The sequence below is a fragment of the Mesorhizobium sp. M5C.F.Cr.IN.023.01.1.1 genome, assembly GCF_003997585.1.
Lineage (GTDB): Bacteria > Pseudomonadota > Alphaproteobacteria > Rhizobiales > Rhizobiaceae > Mesorhizobium > Mesorhizobium wenxiniae.
The window spans coordinates 71,850-89,958 of record NZ_RZSU01000014.1 but is presented as its reverse complement, the minus strand read 5'-3'; the positions used below and the strand labels follow the sequence as shown (position 1 = coordinate 89,958).

At 62.1% G+C, this 18,109-nt stretch carries 17 protein-coding genes and 1 pseudogene; 4 read left to right on the top strand and 14 right to left on the bottom strand.

Going from position 1 to position 18,109, the window contains the following annotated elements; all coding sequences use genetic code 11:
- The 7 genes from EOA78_RS08610 to EOA78_RS08580 form a co-directional block, all read right to left on the bottom strand.
- A partial coding sequence (locus EOA78_RS08610; RefSeq protein ID WP_127314761.1) for an Ig-like domain-containing protein occupies positions 1 to 1,013 on the bottom strand: 1,013 nt, incomplete at its 3' end.
- Between the two features lie 263 nt (positions 1,014 to 1,276).
- Positions 1,277 to 1,522, bottom strand: a complete 246-nt coding sequence (locus tag EOA78_RS08605) for a MoaD/ThiS family protein (protein WP_127314760.1) — start codon at positions 1,520 to 1,522, stop codon at positions 1,277 to 1,279.
- A gap of 15 nt (positions 1,523 to 1,537) precedes the next feature.
- Positions 1,538 to 3,802 (bottom strand): xanthine dehydrogenase family protein molybdopterin-binding subunit, encoded by a 2,265-nt coding sequence (locus tag EOA78_RS08600; protein ID WP_127314759.1) that lies wholly within the window; start codon positions 3,800 to 3,802, stop codon positions 1,538 to 1,540.
- Between the two features lie 2 nt (positions 3,803 to 3,804).
- Complete coding sequence (locus EOA78_RS08595; protein ID WP_127314758.1) at positions 3,805 to 4,281, bottom strand: (2Fe-2S)-binding protein; 477 nt, start codon at positions 4,279 to 4,281, stop codon at positions 3,805 to 3,807.
- Positions 4,281 to 5,141 carry a xanthine dehydrogenase family protein subunit M gene (locus tag EOA78_RS08590; RefSeq protein ID WP_127314757.1) on the bottom strand — a complete coding sequence of 287 codons (861 nt, stop codon included), beginning with the start codon at positions 5,139 to 5,141 and terminating at the stop codon, positions 4,281 to 4,283. The genes EOA78_RS08595 and EOA78_RS08590 overlap by 1 nt, the downstream gene beginning before the upstream one ends.
- A 303-nt stretch (positions 5,142 to 5,444) precedes the next feature.
- Entirely contained in the window at positions 5,445 to 6,386 is a 942-nt protein-coding gene (locus tag EOA78_RS08585; RefSeq protein WP_127314756.1) for a hypothetical protein, read from the bottom strand.
- Positions 6,387 to 6,512: 126 nt separating this feature from the next.
- Positions 6,513 to 6,944: a dihydrofolate reductase gene (locus EOA78_RS08580; RefSeq protein ID WP_127314755.1), complete on the bottom strand. Its 432-nt coding sequence runs from the start codon at positions 6,942 to 6,944 to the stop codon at positions 6,513 to 6,515.
- A 413-nt stretch (positions 6,945 to 7,357) separates the two neighbouring features.
- Here EOA78_RS08580 and EOA78_RS08575 point away from each other — a divergent pair, with 413 nt between their 5' ends.
- Positions 7,358 to 7,657 carry a hypothetical protein gene (locus EOA78_RS08575; RefSeq protein ID WP_127314754.1) on the top strand — a complete coding sequence of 100 codons (300 nt, stop codon included), beginning with the start codon at positions 7,358 to 7,360 and terminating at the stop codon, positions 7,655 to 7,657.
- A gap of 229 nt (positions 7,658 to 7,886) precedes the next feature.
- Here EOA78_RS08575 and EOA78_RS08570 read toward each other — a convergent pair whose 3' ends face one another.
- The 7 genes and pseudogenes from EOA78_RS08570 to EOA78_RS08540 form a co-directional block, all read right to left on the bottom strand.
- Complete coding sequence (locus tag EOA78_RS08570) at positions 7,887 to 8,435, bottom strand: dihydrofolate reductase family protein (RefSeq protein WP_127314753.1); 549 nt, start codon at positions 8,433 to 8,435, stop codon at positions 7,887 to 7,889.
- A 42-nt stretch (positions 8,436 to 8,477) separates the two neighbouring features.
- A pseudogene (locus tag EOA78_RS08565) lies at positions 8,478 to 8,633 on the bottom strand (dihydrofolate reductase family protein); the annotation flags it as partial.
- Between the two features lie 33 nt (positions 8,634 to 8,666).
- On the bottom strand, positions 8,667 to 9,593 hold the full coding sequence (locus EOA78_RS08560) for an SRPBCC family protein (protein ID WP_127314751.1): 927 nt from the start codon (positions 9,591 to 9,593) through the stop codon (positions 8,667 to 8,669).
- Positions 9,590 to 9,931 (bottom strand): metalloregulator ArsR/SmtB family transcription factor, encoded by a 342-nt coding sequence (locus tag EOA78_RS08555; protein ID WP_127314750.1) that lies wholly within the window; start codon positions 9,929 to 9,931, stop codon positions 9,590 to 9,592. The genes EOA78_RS08560 and EOA78_RS08555 overlap by 4 nt, the downstream gene beginning before the upstream one ends.
- Before the next feature lie 289 nt (positions 9,932 to 10,220).
- A complete protein-coding gene (locus tag EOA78_RS08550) occupies positions 10,221 to 10,853 on the bottom strand; it encodes a TetR/AcrR family transcriptional regulator (RefSeq protein ID WP_127314749.1) in 633 nt (210 codons plus the stop codon).
- Between the two features lie 295 nt (positions 10,854 to 11,148).
- Positions 11,149 to 13,038, bottom strand: a complete 1,890-nt coding sequence (locus tag EOA78_RS08545) for a bifunctional diguanylate cyclase/phosphodiesterase (RefSeq protein WP_164783675.1) — start codon at positions 13,036 to 13,038, stop codon at positions 11,149 to 11,151.
- Positions 13,039 to 13,143: 105 nt separating this feature from the next.
- Entirely contained in the window at positions 13,144 to 13,728 is a 585-nt protein-coding gene (locus tag EOA78_RS08540; protein WP_127314747.1) for a molybdopterin-dependent oxidoreductase, read from the bottom strand.
- 520 nt (positions 13,729 to 14,248) lie between these two features.
- Here EOA78_RS08540 and EOA78_RS08535 point away from each other — a divergent pair.
- Genes EOA78_RS08535 through EOA78_RS08525 form a run of 3 tightly spaced genes read left to right on the top strand, consistent with a single transcriptional unit; the run spans position 14,249 to position 18,065 of the window.
- Positions 14,249 to 14,752: a (2Fe-2S)-binding protein gene (locus EOA78_RS08535; RefSeq protein WP_127314746.1), complete on the top strand. Its 504-nt coding sequence runs from the start codon at positions 14,249 to 14,251 to the stop codon at positions 14,750 to 14,752.
- A complete protein-coding gene (locus tag EOA78_RS08530) occupies positions 14,749 to 15,732 on the top strand; it encodes a xanthine dehydrogenase family protein subunit M (protein ID WP_127314745.1) in 984 nt (327 codons plus the stop codon). The genes EOA78_RS08535 and EOA78_RS08530 overlap by 4 nt, the downstream gene beginning before the upstream one ends.
- The gene (locus EOA78_RS08525; protein WP_127314744.1) at positions 15,729 to 18,065 is read left to right on the top strand and encodes a xanthine dehydrogenase family protein molybdopterin-binding subunit; all 2,337 of its coding nucleotides are present in this window, start codon (positions 15,729 to 15,731) and stop codon (positions 18,063 to 18,065) included. The genes EOA78_RS08530 and EOA78_RS08525 overlap by 4 nt, the downstream gene beginning before the upstream one ends.
- Positions 18,066 to 18,109 lie beyond the last annotated feature (44 nt).

The following is an 18,109-nucleotide window of genomic DNA, read 5'->3' as shown; positions in this document are numbered from 1 at the left end:
GTGCCCGCGCCTCCAATGATGTCGTCGGCGCCAGCGCCGCCGAACAGCTGGTCGTGGCCGGCACCGCCGTCGAGCGTATCGTTGAACGGGGTGCCGCTGATGCGGTCGCCGCCGCCCAGCGCGGCGACGAGCACGGCATGATCATAGCTTGCGTAGCTCATGATGTTTTTGGCGTCGGTCAATGTGATGGATTCGGCCGGCGGAGTGACTGTGATCGTAATCGTCGCCACATTGCTGTTGCCCTGGCCGTCCGTCGCGTAAACCGTAAAACTGTCGGTGCCGATGAAGCCGGCCTCTGGCGTGTAGTCGAACAGATTTCCGCTCAGAAAATCCGCATGATAGTGCAGGGTAGTGCCATAGTGACCCTGGTGAAACGGGTAGTAGTTACCGTCGAAACTCGTCTCCTGCACTAGCGTGCCGCTGTCCGGCCCGTCCACAACGATAAAGTTCAAGAGGTCGTAGTCGGCATCTGCCGCGCTGAACTTGACGTCGTCGAGAAATTGTCCCTGCGAAACCGACAAGTCCAGGTCGGCAACGGTCGGCGCGTGATTGACGAAGGTGTCGGGTTGAAGCACGCCTCCTTCCAAGATGATCTGATGCTGACCGTATTGGGTGTTTTCGCCGCCGAAATATTCGTTCGCCCCGATCCATGTCACCGTGATGTCGTCGGGGCTGTCGGCGCTGATCGAGACGATCTGGGCCGACAGGAAGGCCGCCTGGTCGGACACGGTGCGGAGAAAATTGCCTTCGTTGTCGAAGACCTGCGTTTCCACCGTCGTCCAGGTCTCGGTCCTGCCCTCGTGGGTGAGGCTGGTGATGGTGAAGAAGCCGTCGAAGACATCGACCGAAGCCAGTTCGATCCCACCGAAAGGGAAATCCGGCTTTGCCCCTTTCGGTCCGATTATGTCGCCGTCGGTTTTTGTAATGCTGAAAAGGACGGCGTCAGGGCTTGGATTGGGATTCTCGGGTTCGTTCCATACGACGAGTTCACTGCCATTGCTTAAGGTGGGCATCCTGCCTCTTCCTTGCCTTTGCGCCTGGACGTGCTGTGGATGCCCCCAATTTCCAACGATAACATGTTACGCGAGACGGATCGGTGACAAACCCAACCGCCCTTCGCCTTCTTCGAATGTGGTTAATTCTGTCTCTCGGTAGTCCGATGGAGCTCCATGTCCGCTGCGGGGCAAGTTTGCCTGGTCGGCTGTGCGCTGCTTCCGGCCCATCCACGACGTTCGAGACGTTATTGCTAGACGATGGCGATGGCGCCACCCGCACATCACCCCCCAGCCAATCGCGGCAGCAGGAAAATCTCCGCCCCCTGCGGCAGTTCCTTCGACCACGTATCGCGATAGATAACCCCGTCGATGGCGACCGCGATGCCGCGGTCGATGTAGGGCTCCAGCCCGGGATACTGTTCCGCCAGTTTGCGGAACAGCTCCCTGATGTCCTTGGCTTCGACCTCGACCTTGCTCTGGCCGCCGGCGAGTTGGCCGAGTGCGCCCCAGAGCGTGACTTCGACCATGGGAGCGAAACCTCTCTAGCCTTCCCGTTCCGCCTCGATCGCCGCGAGAATGCGCGGCGGCGACATCGGGATGTGCGTCATGCGCACGCCCGCGGCGTTCGACACCGCATTGGCGATCGCCGCCAGCGGCGGCACGATCGAGGTCTCGCCGACACCGCGCACCCCGTAAGGGTGATTGGGGTTGGGGATCTCGAGGATCTGCGTGTCGATCATCGGCAGGTCCGAGCAGACCGGGATCCGGTAGTCGAGGAAGCCGGGGTTCTGCAGCCGCCCGTCCTTGCCGTAGATGTACTCCTCGTTGAGCGCCCAGCCGATGCCTTGCGCAGCACCGCCCTGGTACTGGCCCTCGACATAGGTCGGGTGCACCGCCTTGCCGGCATCTTGCACGACTGTGTAGCGCAGGACCCTCGTGGCGCCGGTCTCGGGATCGACCTCGATATCGCAGATATGGGTGGCGAAGGAGACGCCGGCGCCGTCGGCGACGAGCTCGCTGTGGCCGGCGATCGGCCCGCCCGTTTTTCCTGACGCGGCCGCGATCTCCTTGAGGGACAGCGCCGCAAGGTTGCCGTACTTCTCGCCTTTGGCGATGGCGTGGCCCTTTTCCCAGACCACGTCGTCGACGGGAATGTCCCACATCTGCGCGGCGCGTTCGCGCAGGATCTTGATGGTGTTGCGGGCGGCCGAGATCGTCGCCATCGAGGAGGAGAAGGTGCCGCGGCTGCCGTCCGTCATGTCGTTGTAGCCGAGGCTGGAGGTGTCAGCCACCACAGCCTTGACCTGCTCATAGGCGATGCCGAGTTCCTCCGCCGCCACCAGAGACAGCGAGGCGCGGGAACCACCCACATCGACCGTGCCGACGGCAAGCGAGACCGAGCCGTCCATGCCGATGTTGAGGTCGGTGCAGGTCTGGCCGCCGAAGTTGAACCAGAAGCCGCAAGCCATGCCGCGGCCCTGGTTCTTCGCTAACGGAGCCTTCATGTGCGGATGGTTCTTCGCCGCCTCAAGCGTTGGACCGATGCCGATCGGGCCATAGACCGGGCCGTAGGAGGATCTGGTGCCTTCCTGTGCGGCGTTCCTGATCCGGAACTCGACCGGATCCATGCCGATCTCCTTGGCCAGCTCGTCGATCGCACTTTCCACCGCGAAGGCCGCCATCGGCGCCGAGGGCGCGCGATAGGCGGCGGTCTTCGGCCGGTTGACCAGCACCTCGTAGCCGACGGTCCTGACGTTCTCGAGATTGTAGCAGGCGAAGGCCGTCATGGCGCCGATCTCGGCCCACATGCCGGCATAGGGGCCGCAGGAATAGCGCAGCGTCGCCTCGGCGGCGGTGATCGTGCCGTCCTTGCGGGCGCCGATCCTGACGTCGATCGAGGTGGCACTGGTCGGCCCCGAGGCGCGGAACACCTCGTCGCGCGTCATCACCAGCTTGACCGGGCGGCCGGCCTTGCGCGACAGCGCCAGCGCCACCGGCTCGGCCCAGACGTGAGTCTTGCCGCCGAAACCGCCGCCGATCTCCGACGAGGTGACACGCAGCTTGGAGGCTTCCATGCCAAGCAGCTGGGCGCAGTGCTGGCGGTAGACGAAATGGCCTTGCGTGCAGACCCAAAGGTCGGCGGTGCCGTCGGAGCTGACGCTCGCCACGCAGGCATGCGGCTCGATATAGCCCTGGTGCGTCTGCTCGGTCTTGAAGGAGCGTTCGACGACGAAGTCGGCCTGGCCGAAACCTTCATGGATGTCGCCATGGCCAAACTGCGTGCGCTTGGTGACGTTGGAAGGCTTGACGGGCTTTTCCTCGAGGCCCTCGGTGAAGATGGCGTCGTTGATCAGGGGTGCCGTGTGCTTCATCGCCTCGTCGACATCGGTCACATGCGGCAGCACTTCATAGTCGACCTCGATCAGCTTCAGCGCCTGCCTTGCCGTGCGGGCGTCGATCGCGGCGACCGCGGCCACCGCATGGCCGTCATAGAGCGCCTTCTTGCGCGCCATGCAGTTGTCGAGGATGTCGTACATGGCGGCATCGCCGTCGGTGAGGTCGGGCAGGTCGGCCGCGGTGATCACCGCCTTCACGCCGGCGAGCTTCTCCGCCTTCGAGGTGTCGATCTTCCTGATCGTGGCGTGGGGGTGCGGGCTTCTCAGAACACGCCCGACCACTTGGCCGGCCATGTTGAAGTCCGCGCCGTAGCGGGCGCGGCCCGTCACCTTGTCGACGCCGTCGGGACGGATGGGACGCGTACCGACGGAGGTGAAACTGCGATTGGAGTAACGCGGATCGAAATTCATCGTCACACTCCCTTCATCACGCTGGCGGCGTCCTGTACGGCACGCACGATCTTGTCATAGCCGGTACAGCGGCAGAGGTTCCCGGCGAGGCCGAAGCGGATTTCCTCCTCGGTCGGGTCGGGGTTCTTGGCCAAGAGGTCCTTCGCCGCGATCAGGAAGCCCGGCGTGCAGATGCCGCATTGCAGTGCGGCATGTTCGAGGAACTTCTGCTGCAGCGGATGCAGACTGTCGCCATGCGCCATGCCCTCGACGGTCTCGACGCGCCGGCCTTCAGCCTCCGCGCCGAGCACCAGGCACGAGCACACCAGCCGGTCGTCGAGGATGATGCTGCAGGCGCCGCAGTCGCCGGTGCCGCAGCCTTCCTTGGCGCCCGTCAGCCCGAGGCGGTCGCGCAGCACGTCGAGCAGCGTCTCGTCCGGTTGGCAAAGGTACTCGACATTGTCGCCGTTGATTGTGGTTGAGACTGCTACACCGGCCATCATTTGCCTCCTGCACGTGCATAGGCGGTCGTGGCGGCCCGCCTGGCCAGCACGCCCGCAACTTTTCTTCTGAACTCGACGGTGCCCCGCTTGTCGTCGATGGGACGGCAGGCCCCGGAGCAGACCTTGGCGAGCCGCTCCAGCGCTGCTTCGTCCAGCTTCCTGCCGATGAGGGCCTCGGCGGCCTCTTCCACCAGCAGCACCGTCGGCGCCACGGCGCCCAGTGCCACGCGGGCCGATTTGACGACACCTTGTTCATCGAGCGTCAGGTTCACCCCGGCGCTGACCACGGCGATGTCCATCTCCGTGCGTGGAATGAAACGCAGATAGGCATCGCCGGAGCGCGGCGCGCGCCTGTCGAGCAGGATCGCCTCGATGATCTCGCCCTTGGCGAGCGACGTCTTGCCCGGCCCGGTCGGCACTGCCTCTACCGCGACGGTGCGCCTGCCTGCTGGCCCGGCTATCAATGCCATGGCGCCGGCGGCTACCAGCGCTGGCACGCTGTCGGCTGCCGGCGAGGCGTTGCAAAGATTACCGACGATGGTGCAGCGACCCTGCACCTGTTTCGAGCCGATCAGCTTGGCCGCTTCGACGACGCCCGGCCATTCCCTCTTCAAGGCCGCGCTCTCCCCCATCAGTGCGCAGGAGACCGCCGCACCGATGCTGAAGCCCTCCGCCGTTTCCCTGATTTCGCCGAGCCCATCGATCGCCTTGATGTCGACGATGAGATCGGGCTCGATAAAGCCGCCTTTCATCCTCACCAGGAGGTCGCTGCCTCCGGCGAGAATGGCGGCCATGCCAGACGAGCCGGCTAACTGGCCAACGGCATCTTCCATTGAAAGCGGACGTATGTAGCGCATCGTCTCCCCTTGATCATCGCAATTCTGTCGGCCTGTTATAGAGCCTTGGATCGGAATGGTCATCCGGTTCTGCATCAGCAGCGATTAGGCCAGGCGCCGCAAACCGAGTTCCAAATCTACCCGAACTGGCGTGCGCGTGTCGGGACACTGTTGCAGTTCCGTCCGGATCAACCACCTTTCTCGTTCCCGATCGACGAGACGAATGGCAACATTCCACGCATATCGACCATCGGCGGTAGCCAGCTGATGGAGTCTGAGTCCTAGAGCCGCAGGGCGGCGGGCCTTTGCCGGCGCGTTCTCGACTCAGGGCGCCGGGCTGAACTGGAGCAATTTGAAACAATCGCCGCTTCCAGACTTCAACTGCGTCAGGAAGCGTTTCGACCGATCGATCCATTCCTGGTGCGACCTGGCATCGGCCTCGATCTCGTTGACCGGTCCAAGGTTAACGAAGCTGCGCCCCTTGCTGAAAAGCCAGCACGCACGGCCGAGAAGTCTCCTGCTGCGCTGGCGCAAGAGGTCGGCATCATAAAAGATGTCGAGCACCTCCTGCTTGATCTTTGCCTCCTTTTCAGGATTTGCGATCGCAACCGCGATCGAGTCTCCGCCGATCGCATCCTGCAGGTCCTTGTAGTCGAGGACGAGCTGAGTGGTGGCATAATTGATCTCGCTCTCATCCCGGACGATGTTGAACCACAGCGCGGGATCGAGTTCGTTGACGACGAACGATGCTTCGAAATCGCGCGATAGGTTCAGGATCTCGAACGCTTGAACCTCAACGTCGCGCTCTACCAAAAGGATCTCGGCGACTTGCTTGCCGAGTTCCGCCCCGTGGGCGCTGATCGCGGCATTCGTTCCACCGAGTTCGGGGCTGATATAAGGCCCGCCATCATCCAGCAGCGCATCGAATTCGCCAAGGTATTCGACGACGGCGGCGCCGCGAGCAATGCGCGCGGCCAGTTTGGCGAGAACCAGCTGGACCTCCGTTTCGCGTTTGCGCTGGTCCTGATAATTCTGCTGGAAAAAGAAGATGAACAGAGAAACGCCAATACCGATCAGGATCACGCCGAGCTGGGAAAAGATGTTGCGATAATATTCCAGCAGCTTTTCACGATGGCGTATGTCGTGGCGGACATTGTGTGCCACACGAGCATTGACGATCAGCGAAAGGACCAGAAGCCCGGCACCGACCAGGATGAGGCCGCCGATGAGGACATAGCCTCGCCCTGAGAAGGTGCTGAAATCCATGCGTTTGCCAGCTCGCTGAAGCCCGAGACCGCGCAGATTAATACCATTCGGCTTCAACACCTACATGTTCGTTGCGGGCGTCAACATCCGGAAATGACCCTTTGGGCCGTTTCGGAAACCGGGCCTTCATTGGTCGCGGTGATTTCTGGCAACCTTACCACCTCCCGTAAGCCATCTTGCATTGAACCAGCGGTCTGCCGGCCCGTCATACGGCAGCCGGGTGACATCCCAATGGCTGACGAAGCGCGCGTAGGCGTCCCACACCGGTGGACCGCCGCCGATGAAGACGACACGGCCGGCAAAGCGCCGGAGCGTGTCCTCCGGATCCATGCTGGAGCGAACGACGACAAGTTTTCGATCCGGGCGAGCAAAATCCGGAATGCTTGCGATCGTCTTGGGACCGGCGAGCAAGACGTGCCCTCTGGTGAGGTCGAAAAATCGTGCGACGTCAGCGACAAACTCCGGCGACCGGTTGCCTTCCCACGGGAGGCCACCATTGAGGCCGAGCTGCCCCGCTTGGCCGATGGCACAGACTACCCTAACGACAGTCTTCATCACGAGTACTCCACCGATAGCCGGTCTGATCCCATTAGCGACGTTTGCACGTCATACGGCGCAACGTGTTTCAGTAAGGGGGGTTGCGTCCGGCAACCGCCTCAACGCTAATATTTGCCTTCATCTCTCAATCGATCGCGCTGCTCGTTCGCCGTGCATCTTCACGTGATTTGAAGGGGCCAAGGGCGCGCCTATCGCGACCCTCGACGTTCACTTTAATATACCTGCGACCGTCCATTTCCTCGACGTCGATCGTTGTCTGCGCACGCTTCGGCAATGAGATGGCACCACTTCTGTCTGCCCGACGTGAGAAAAGCATTTCGCGGCACTTCGGGCAAATGCGGCATATCAAGGTTGCACGGTGTTCGGGCGCCGACCGAAGCGCTCGGCCTAATACTTTAGTTGTAATCTCTCCCGTGTTTGATATCGTGCTGGCGGGAGGAATTCAGATGGCGGTGGAGTGCACATTCGCGCCCCATATGGGCGTCTTTTCAACCATTGAACTGGATCTCTTGAGGGGTGTGGTTCGGGAAATTTTGCGGTCCGGCGAAGCGGAGCTTGACAACGAGGACGCCCAAATGATCGCGCGCGTGGTCATCGCAACCTACAAGGACGGCGCCTCGTGTCGCGAGGAATTGCTTGAAGCCGCCCGGATTGCCGCCAGGCGCTGCGCTCTCGACCATTTTTACGATCGAGCAGTTGGCTTGTTCGCATAGAGCAATTCCAGGAAAAGTGTGAACGGTTTTCCGTCCGGAATTGCGCAAAAACAAAGAGATAGAGCGGTTCGGCGTTTCTGTGAAACGATGAACCGCTCTAGGATTTCGCATCTGACGCAATTCAGGGCGGAGTTACTCGTTCTTGCTCCGCTGGCATTCCGCGCACCGGTGCGGAGTCAGGTGCCAGACTTCTGATCAGAGGGCCCGAAGCTCATCGGCCGATCGATCGTCATTGTCTGCTTTCCGGCGCGTAGTGGAGAATGACAACACCTGACTTGAGCGTCCTCGTCTCCAGATGCTTCAGGGGTATCCGGTTCGGGCCGCCCTTGAAGAGCGGCGTGCCTCTCCCGAGAATGACGGGGTTGATCCCGAGGTGATACTCGTCGATCAGGCCGTGCTCCATCAGGGTCGCCGTGAGGTCGGCGCTGCCGAACACGAAGATGTCTCCGCCGTCCCTGGTCTTCAGCTTGGAGACTTCTTCCGCGACATTGCCGTTGACGAGCTTCGTGTTGTTCCAGTCGGCGCTTTTCAGCGTGCGCGAGAAGACCACCTTCTCGATCTTGTTCATGAAGTCCGCGATCCAGCCTTGCTCGGACGGCCAATAGGCTGCCATGAGCTCGTAGGTCACGCGGCCGAAGATCAGCGTGTCGGCCTTTTCCTGGGTCTCACGAATGTAGTTCTCGAGTTCTTCTTCGAAGACGAACCAGCTGATGTCCCTGTCCGGACCTTCGAAGAAGCCGTCGACGGTCACCATGTCCCATATGATCAGTTTTCTCATAGAACCCGCCTCTTCGTGTATCTCCTTTGTGAATTCTCGGCCCTATCCCGTGAAGCGGAAGCACATGTTGGTGATCTGTCCCGCTTCCGAGATCTCGGTCTTCTCCAGCCTGACCGGCTCCATGCCGTTCTGGCCGAAGAGGCGGATGCCGTCGCCGATGAGAACGGGCGCGACATGGATGAGGACCTCGTCCACAACCCCTAATTCGAGCCGACGGGAAGTCGCGGCATTTCAGCGGGATGCGACGAAGCGTTCCAGTTTGCCCAGAGTTTGCAGTCCCAGTTCCACGGCACCGAAGCCCTTCGCCTCCTGGAACTCGGCAGCCGTGCTGAATACCATGCCCAGCGTTACCTTTGTTGCCCCGTCCTGATCCTCGAACGAGGCCCAGGCGTCGGCATGTTTCGGCCCGTTCTCGCCCCAATGCAGCGTATAGCCGATCCTCTCCTCGGGCCGGGCCTCGTTATAGAGATGGTGGTTCGGGAAGACCGTGCCGTCAGGCGCGATCATGTCGAATACCCATTCGCCGCCCGTGCGCAGATCGATCCTCTTCGTTCGACAGGAGAAGCCTTCCGGCCCCCACCATTGCGGCAGCGTTTCAGGGTTCATCCACGCGCCCCACACGATGGATCGCGGCGCCTGGATCACCCGCTGCAGCACCATGGTTCGTTCGGCCGCTCCCGCGAGGTTGTCCAGGCCGGCACCAAAGCCTGCCCGGTAGCCTGCTTCCATGTCCTGCGCCAGCGATGAAAGTTGCACCGTCACGACCAGCCGGCTGCGCTTGTGCGTGCCTGAAAGATTTGCCGTCACCAGCGCTGCTGATTGCGTCACGCCTTCGCACGAGATCACCTCATAGTTCACACTGCACACCGCTGGTTGCAACACTAGCCAGCCATTCTCGCAGCGGATGTCCGGCTGGCCCTCTGCCTTGCAGAGCGAGATCTCGCGTCCACCCACCCTGGTGTCGGCCTCCAAGAACTGCACGGTGACCGTGGATGATGGCGCAGCCCAGATCGCCCGCGCGGCCGGGGCCGTCCATGCCTCCCACAACACGGCCAATGGCGCGGCCACGTCCCGTTCGAAGGTGAGTGTCGCAAAGCGGCCCTTCCTATCATCGGGCACCGCACGGGTCGCACTGTTTGTAGCGACGTTCTGTGTCATTCTTCGCTTTCCTTCATCACATTCATCACAAATGCATCCAACCGGTCGAGCCGAGCCTCCCAGATGGCGCGCTGTTCATCGAGCCATGTCCGCACCGGGTCCAGAGCCTCGGGCACGATGGCGCAGGTGCGTATCCGCCCGTCCTTGGAGGTGGAGATCAAGCCTGCCTCCTCCAGCACGGAAAGGTGCCGCATCACCGTGGGCAGACGCAGTCCCGTGGGACCAGCCAGATCCGTCACCTGCGCAGGTGTTTCGGCAAGCCGGGTCAGGATCGACCGGCGGGTCGGATCAGCGAGCGCGTGGAAGAGCAGCGATAGATCAGGATCATGCTTAGCCATGTCGCTAACTATCGCCCAATTTGCCGGTGGCGCAAGCGAAAACTTCGTCAAGTCGCTAAGTTTTTTCCGCCCAACGCGCCGAGTTCTTGGAGCAGGCGGCTTCCGTTGCCGAGCCCGCCCTGGCGTGCGTTGCAGTTGAAGGCACTCGCGGGAAAATCCAGTTCTCCCGCACGCCAGGAATCAGCAATGGTCGCCAATCCAGATCGTTGATCGGGACCGGCGGAACCAGATCGCTTTCGCATCCTCCACGCCATTTGAGAGAGCATAGAGGTCGACTGCAGCCCAGCCTTCACCCGTCCCCCTTCGCGGACTTCGTCGCCCCAAACCGCAACCCGTCCATCAGCAGCGATACCAGCCGGCGCGAGCGGTCGCGCCAGTCCTTGGTGTCGGGCGCCGAATAGATGCCGCCCAGCGCGTGCAGAACGTCCGATGCGTCGACGTCGCTGCGGATCGAGCCGTCGGCCCCCGCCGCCTCGATCAGCCGTCGTAAGGCAAGTGTCACCCTGCCCGAAACGTCGGAGAACAAGGTGGAATTGGTGTTGAGCAAGATACGCAGGCTTGTCGCCAGCCCGCGCTTGGTGGCGATATAGTCGACGAAGCGCTGCATCCATTGTTCGAGCGCGACGTCGGGCGGATGGTGACGGGCGAGCTCGTCGGCGGCCGCGCACAGGCTTTCCACTTCGCGGCGGTAGACCACCTCGACCAGATGCTCGCGCGTCGGAAAATGCCGGTAGAGCGTGCCGATGCCGACGCCGGCCTGGCGCGCGATCTCCTCCAGCGAGGCGTCGGCGCCATGCGCGGCAAAGGCCACTGCTGCGGCCTCGACCAGCGCGTCGCGGTTGCGCTGCGCATCGGCGCGCAGCGGTTTTGCCGCTGTCGCGTCGGCCTTGTCTCCAAGCGTGGCGGGCGGCTGGGAGGCCAATTTTTTCTCCAATGTCGATCGGGCTTGAACCGGGTAGGGCAGGGGCCGGCGAGCCCGTTAATATAGTCACGGGATCGAGTATGTCATGTCCTTCGAGCCCGCAAGTCTGCCCTCGGCTGCGGCCGACGCCAATGCAGGTTGGCAAAGTGCCGTGGCATATGGTCGGGCACCGGCTAGAGCGGGATGCGTTCAAATGGACCTGGGCATCCCGCGCCATCTATTTGCGTTAGCCGCATTTCTGCGACGCCAAGTGAGGCCACTTGGGTGCAAAATGCTCCCATCTGCAACTGTAGTACTAGGCAGAAAGGCCCAGCCTGAACTTGTCCGTATCTTTTATCCTGCCTTGCCTTGCGGCCAGGTGGTCTGTCAGCAGATTTTCTTCGATGGGCTGTGACATGAAAAACCCTTGAGCGCTGTGACAACGCTCGGCAATCAGGAAGTCAAGCTGCGCTTCGTTTTCCACGCCCTCTGCCAGAACGGTCAAACCGAGCGAATTGGCCAGTGCTATAATGCCTCGAACAATGTTCTGTTTTTTCTTCGACGCTTCCAGACCGCTCAAGAACGATCGGTCGATCTTCAACCGATCCAGGTTGAAATCGGCAAGGTAGCCGAAACTTGAATAGCCGGATCCAAAATCGTCGAGTGCCAGACCGACGCCGATATTTCGAATTTCCGTCAGCATGTTCAAGGCGTTTCTGCTGTTTTGGATAAATACCCCTTCCGTTATTTCCAGTTGCAGGCGCGAGGGCGGCAGGCCCGTTTGTCGCAGCACCAGAAGAAGGTGGGCGAAGTACGCATCGTTCTGAAGGCTTTTGCCCGAAAGATTGACCGAGCAAACGAAATCCTCGGCAGAAACAGGCATCCATTGAGCTGCCTGCAGGCAAGCCTTGCTCAGCACAACCTTGTCGACTTCCAGTATCAGGTCGCCTCGTTCGGCAATTGGAATGAATGACATCGGCAGACGAATCGCGCCCGAAGCGGGGTCGCGCCAACGCACAAGCGCCTCCGCGCCAATCATGCGGCCGGTAGCCAGCTCGAATTGCGGTTGCCAAACCAGGAAGAACTCGTCGCAGTTAAGCGCCCGCTTGATGCCAGCTTCTTCGCCGAGCTGCTTATCGAACTGATTGAGGATTGCAGGCGAAAATGTCACGAAGCCGGAGCGCCCCTCCGCTTTGGCCACATAAAGAGCGCTGTCTGCGTTGCGCAACAGGGTGGAAATATCCGAGCCATGCTCAGGAAAACATGCCATGCCGATACTGGCTCCCATGCGCACGTGGTGGCCTTCGAGTTCGGCAAACCGGTTCAATTGCTCCCGAAGCCGATCTCCGAGAGCATCCGCTGCCGCGTGCCGGTCCCCAATCGCCATGATGGCAAACTCGTCGCCGCCCAAACGGATGGCGACCACTTCGTCGGGCCGTTCGACCGATTGCAGGATTTCAGCGACGGCTTTCAGCAGCAGATCACCGATGTGATGACCGAACGTATCGTTCACGCTCTTGAATTGATCCAGGTCTATCAGGAAAAGGCGGAGTTGTTTGCCGCCCAGCCTTGCCCGGTCCAGCATCATGTCCCTGTTGGCTGACATCCAGGCACGGTTCTTCAATCCCGTCGTCGCGTCGCGCCAGGCCAGGAATTCCAGTTTCTTTATTGTTTCCCAACGGCCGATTAGCAATACGGCAGTTCCGATCGCCAGCAGCGACAACACCGCCAGGGCGAACGCAATCTGGTAGTTGAATCTCTTCAGACTTTTTTCTGTCGAATAGAGATCTGCGTTGATCTCATCTCCATATTTGTAGTATTCGTCATTCATCCTCTCTACGAGCTGCTCGAGTTCCAGCCCCATTTCCTTCAGGCTGTTTTCGTCGAGAGGCAGCCCGGCCGCAATCATGGCATCAAGCCGTGTCACCGCGTCAACGACACGGGGCACGATACTTGCGTAGGCGGGAATTTCGCTCGCTGTCCCAGTGCCGTCGATCCGCTTGAAACGAATGTAGACCAGGTCGTTCGCCGCCGATAAGTGCTCAAGGCTGTCTGCCGACCCAGGGGCGGCCTGGGCGAGCGAAGTCATGTCCCTGAGGTGGGTTACATCGCGTATTGCAATGTGGAACTCGCGGATGGCGAAAAAGCCGAACCGAGGCAGCGAATATTCGATCTTGCTGAGGCTGAGAAACAGTATGGTGATCAAGACGGCTGAGCTGGCCGCTGCAGCCGCAATGGCGGTGCCGTAGGTGAGGGGAACGCGCCAGCCTCTCGATCCAAACCGTACCATTCGAGCCACGCCGGAGCTCGACTAGCCGCCGGACTCGAGCGTCTTGATCAGCCAGACCCATCGTGGCTTGCGAATTGGCGTATCAAAGGCAGGATAGTCCTTGAGCGGGTAGATCAGCCGGGTCGGACCCTGCGTGCGTCGGGTCAGCAACTTTCCATCCTGGCGGGTGGCAAGCAGGAGAGGACCTTCCGTCCAATCTTCGCGCGGAACTATCTGCACGTATTCGTCCACCGCCCGCAGAGCAACGGAATCCTCGCCTTCCAATCCAACGAGCTTGAGCACATCGCGGAACAGGACGCCTTCAAACGTAAGCTGCCCCTTTTCATATGGACTTGGGGTGGTGACCCTGTAGAGACCGAGCTTTTCCAGCTGTCGCAGCGTAACTGGAACTGACTTGCCGTTCTTCTGAACATTGAAGGCCACTGTGTCTGGCGGTTCCGGGAAATCAACAGGCTCCAGCGCCGGCGCCGGCAGAATGCCAATCGCCAAAACTGCCAGCATGACTAGACCGCGCTTAAGCGGTAGAAGTGCTGTGTTGAGCAAGGATGACATGCAGCAATCCTTTTCTTCTCGATAGGCAAGCACCAGCCACTGCCTGACCTTCATTCGGCAGACTGGCACTGTGCCCACGAATGTTTAATTTTTCCGTTAGTTTCTTGTTCGGTCGACGAACGGCTGATTGGCGCGCAGCGGTTTTACCGCTGCGGCTTGGCCTTGTCTCCAAGAGCGGCCGGCGGTCGCGAGGCCAATCTAATCTCCGATGTCGATGGGTTTTGACGCCAAGGGCTTGAACCGTGCCGGCTCAGCCCCCACGTAATAAACGGAGGCGCCTCCGTTTTAGTGGAGCCCATTATCATACAGTCAGGGGAGCCGGTATGTCACGTACTCAGAGCTTGCAAGCCGATGGCAGCGCAATCTCCCCTCGAGTTGGAGATGTCGCCGAAGGCGAGGGGGTCGGTTCGACTGGGCGCGACCTCCTCCCTTGCGACAGTGCAGGTTGGCGCCTTACGCGAGGCGACCCCCTCTGGCCTGCCGGTCATCTCCCCCTCAAGGGGGGAGATTAGCCCCTCACCTTCCCTTGGTGCTCTTGCCGCACCGCCTCAAGCAACTGGAGCCAGACGCCCCCATGACAAGCAAAACCCGAATTCCCATCCACCTTCAAATCAACGGACATCGCCATGAACTGGAGGTCGAGCCGCGCGTCACGCTGCTCGACGCCTTGCGCGATCGTCTCGGCCTGACCGGCACCAAGAAAGGCTGCGACCAGGGCCAATGCGGCGCCTGCACCGTGCATGTCGACGGCCAGCGCGTGCTCGCCTGCCTGACGCTCGCTGCCCAGGCCGAGGGCAGGGCGGTCAGCACCATCGAAGGGCTTGCCGAGGGCGACGGCACGCTGCACGCGGTGCAGGCCGCCTTTCTCGAACAGGACGCCTTCCAGTGCGGTTACTGCACGCCGGGCCAGATCATGTCGGCGGTTGCCTGCATCAGCGAAGGCCATGCCGGTTCGGATGACGAGATCCGCGAATATATGGCCGGCAATCTCTGCCGCTGCGGCGCCTATCCGCACATCGTCGCCGCCGTGCGCCAGGCGGCACTGGAGGTTGCGTCATCCATGGAGACAGCGTCATGAAGGATTTTTCGTATCTGCGCGCCAATTCCGTCGATGCGGCACGCCAGGCGGCGGCGCTGCCCGGCGCCATGCTGCTGGCCGGCGGCACCACGCTCGTCGATCTCGCCAAATGCGGCGTCGCCGAACCCGACACCATGGTCGACATCACTCATCTCAAGGGACTGGATAGGATCACGGTCGACGACGGGGGCGCCATGATCGGCGCGCTGGCAAAGATGAGCAGCGTCGCCGACCATGCCGCCATCAAGAGCCGGTTCCCCGCCGTCTCGGAAGCGCTGTGGCAGGCGGCCTCGGCGCAGCTCCGCAACATGGCGACCATCGGCGGCAATCTGATGCAGCGCACGCGCTGTCCGTATTTCCGCGATCCGGCGAATTTTCCCGCCTGTAACAAGCGCACGCCCCGCAGCGGCTGCTCGGCGATCGGCGGGGTCACCCGTGGCCATGCCGTGCTCGGCACCAGCGAGGCCTGCATCGCCACCTATCCGGGCGATCTGGCGACGGCGCTGGTCGCCTTCGACGCAACAGTCCACCTCGGCGACCGCCAGGTCGCGGTCGACGACTTTTTTCTGCTGCCGGGCGCCACGCCCGACAGGGAGCATGCGATCGCGCCAGGTGAGGTGATCACCGCGATCAGCATTCCTGCTTCCGCTGCCGCCCAGCGCTCGACCTATCTGAAAATCCGCGACCGCCAGTCCTACGAATTCGCCGCCGCAAGCGCCGCTGTCGGCATCGAGTTCGAGGCCGACGGAAGGACGATCAAGGATTTGCGCGTGGCGCTCGGCGGCGTTGCCACCAAGCCATGGCGCGCATGCGCCGTCGAAGAGGCGCTGAAAGGCAAGGTTCTGGAGTCTGATACGGTCCGGCGCGCCAGCCTGCTCGCCATCGAATGCGCCGTCGACCATGGCGCCAACCATTACAAGATCGAACTGGCGCCGCGCGTCGTCGCCCGCGCCATCCTCAAGATGGGAGAAACGGCATGACCGTTCACGAGATCAGAACCAGACACGGCGATTCGAAGAGGGGCGATTCAAAGAGGGGCGACGCATCGGACGGCGCTATCTTCGCGGAGGCAGTGGGCGGGCGGCTGTCGCGCGTCGATGGATCGGCCAAGATCACCGGCGCCGCAAAATACGCGGTCGAGCAGCAGCTCGAAGGGCTGAGCCACGCCGTTCTCGTCGAGAGCACGATTGCTGCCGGCAAGGTGCGTTCGATCGACACGGCAGCGGCTGAAAGCGCGCCGGGCGTGCTTTTGGTGCTTACGCCGGACAATGCGTTGCGCCTCAACACCGCAACCGACTGGCTGGGCACGCCGCCGCCGGATATTCCGTATTGCCCGCTGGCGCGCGACATCACCTTCAGCGGTCAGCATGTCGCGGCGGTGGTGGCCGAGAGTTTCGAGCAGGCCGTCGCGGCCGCGGCACTGGTCAGGGTCGTCTATGACGAGACGCCGGCGATCGTCGACATTAGCGATGCGAAGGCCGGCGACGGCATTCCAATCGACGCGATGACCAAGGAATGGGGCGATGCGCAAGCGGCTTTCGCTGCCGCCCCGGTGCGGATCTGCGCCGCCTACAACACGCCGCGCGAATACCAGACGCCGATGGAACCGCATGGCCTGATCGCGCACTGGCAGGGCGACCGGCTGACGGTGTGGGAGCCCAGCCAATGGCTCGACGGCATGGCGCGGACCTATGCCGAATGGTTCGGCGTGCCGTTCGAGAATGTGCGCCTGGTCTCGCCCTATATCGGCGGCGGCTTCGGCTCCAAGGCGTTCGCTTACGGCTATGGCGCGGTGGCGGCGATGGCCGCGAAAATGCTGGGACGGCCGGTGAAGCTCGCGGTCACCAGGCCGCAGACCTTCACCGCCTATGGCGGACGGGCGGCGACTCGCCAGACGGTCGCGCTCGGCGCCGACGCCGAGGGAAAGATCCAGTCGATCGTCCATCGCGGCGTCAACGAGACCTCGGTCGACGGTATGTGGGTCGAGCCGCTCGGTTCGGTCACGTCGATCATGTATGCGACGCCGAATTTCTCGTCGCGGCAGAATGTCGTGCGGGTCAACACCGTGGTGCCGGGGGCGTTGCGCGCGCCGGGCGAGAACCCGAGCGCCTTCGGCATCGAAAGCGCGATCGACGAACTGGCTTACGAGGTCGGCATCGATCCGCTGGAAATCCGGCTCAGGAACTACGCCGAGCAGGATCAAGAGGCGAAAAAGCAATGGTCGACACGACAACTGCGCGAGGCTTTTGCCGCGGGAGCTGAGGCCTTCGGCTGGTCGAAGCGCAGCCCAGAGCCGCGCTCGATGCGCGACGGCAACCAGCTGATCGGCTGGGGCGTTGCCGCCGGCACCTATCCGGTGCGGCGCGCCTATGGCGAGGCGATGGTGCGCATCCTCGCCGACGGCTCCGTCGAGGTCGAAAGCTCGAGCATCGACATGGGGCAGGGCACTTATACGATCCTGGCGCAGACCGCCGCCGAAGTGGTGGGCGTGCCGGCTGAGAACGTCGTGGTGAAGCTGGGCGACTCCCGCTATGCCCGCGCCGGCGTCACCGGCGGTTCGCGGCTGGCCGGCGTGATGACCGGCGCCGTGCACAAGGCGGCGGCTGCCGCGCTCGATGAGCTGGTCGGGCTGGCGATCAGCGATCCAAATTCGCCGTTCCATGCGCTGCAGGCCAACACGCTGGTCGTCGCGAACGGCCGCATAAAGTCGCCGCGTGGCGACGGCCCTGAGGTCTTTATTGCCGAGCTGCTCGGCAGCGTCGGACGCAGCCAGATCGAGGCGATGGGCGACACCACGCCCGCCAATTGGACGGCGGAGGATCGCTACAAGAACAATACAACCATCGCGATGGCGCTGTCGCACACCGAGGGCGACTATTCCCGCCACAGCTGGTGTGCGCATTTCATCGAGGTGCGCGTCGACGAGGACTTTGGCACGGTTCGCGTGTCGCGCGTGGTGTCGGCGCTCGATTCGGGCCGGCTCTACAATCCCAAGCTCGCCGAAAGCCAGTGGAAGGGCGGCATCATCATGGGTATAGGCCAGGCGCTGCTCGAGGAAGGCATCGTCGACCGCCGCCACGGCCGCATCGTCAACAACAACCTGGCCGACTATCTCATAGCGACCAATGCCGACATTCCCGACGTCGAGGTGATCTCGGTCGGCATCCCCGACCCGCATTCTTCGGTGCTCGGCGGCAAGGGCGTTGGCGAGCTGGGCATCGTCGGCGTTGCCCCGGCGATCGCCAATGCGGTGTTCCACGCCACCGGCAAGCGGGTGCGGGATCTGCCGATCACGCTGGAGAAGCTGATTTAGGGGTGAGACGGCGAAACTGCGGATTTCTCCCTTGTGGGACTCTT

What these genes read in the sequence shown, in the direction of transcription:
- EOA78_RS08570 (WP_127314753.1), bottom strand. Translation starts at nt 8,435, where the DNA reads ATGAGAAAACTGATCATATGGGACATGGTGACCGTCGACGGCTTCTTC.
- EOA78_RS08555 (WP_127314750.1), bottom strand. Translation starts at nt 9,931, where the DNA reads ATGGCTAAGCATGATCCTGATCTATCGCTGCTCTTCCACGCGCTCGCT.
- EOA78_RS08585 (WP_127314756.1), bottom strand. Translation starts at nt 6,386, where the DNA reads ATGGATTTCAGCACCTTCTCAGGGCGAGGCTATGTCCTCATCGGCGGC.
- EOA78_RS08605 (WP_127314760.1), bottom strand. Translation starts at nt 1,522, where the DNA reads ATGGTCGAAGTCACGCTCTGGGGCGCACTCGGCCAACTCGCCGGCGGC.
- EOA78_RS08535 (WP_127314746.1), top strand. Translation starts at nt 14,249, where the DNA reads ATGACAAGCAAAACCCGAATTCCCATCCACCTTCAAATCAACGGACAT.
- EOA78_RS08530 (WP_127314745.1), top strand. Translation starts at nt 14,749, where the DNA reads ATGAAGGATTTTTCGTATCTGCGCGCCAATTCCGTCGATGCGGCACGC.
- EOA78_RS08600 (WP_127314759.1), bottom strand. Translation starts at nt 3,802, where the DNA reads ATGAATTTCGATCCGCGTTACTCCAATCGCAGTTTCACCTCCGTCGGT.
- EOA78_RS08590 (WP_127314757.1), bottom strand. Translation starts at nt 5,141, where the DNA reads ATGCGCTACATACGTCCGCTTTCAATGGAAGATGCCGTTGGCCAGTTA.
- EOA78_RS08525 (WP_127314744.1), top strand. Translation starts at nt 15,729, where the DNA reads ATGACCGTTCACGAGATCAGAACCAGACACGGCGATTCGAAGAGGGGC.
- EOA78_RS08595 (WP_127314758.1), bottom strand. Translation starts at nt 4,281, where the DNA reads ATGGCCGGTGTAGCAGTCTCAACCACAATCAACGGCGACAATGTCGAG.
- EOA78_RS08560 (WP_127314751.1), bottom strand. Translation starts at nt 9,593, where the DNA reads ATGACACAGAACGTCGCTACAAACAGTGCGACCCGTGCGGTGCCCGAT.
- EOA78_RS08540 (WP_127314747.1), bottom strand. Translation starts at nt 13,728, where the DNA reads ATGAAGGTCAGGCAGTGGCTGGTGCTTGCCTATCGAGAAGAAAAGGAT.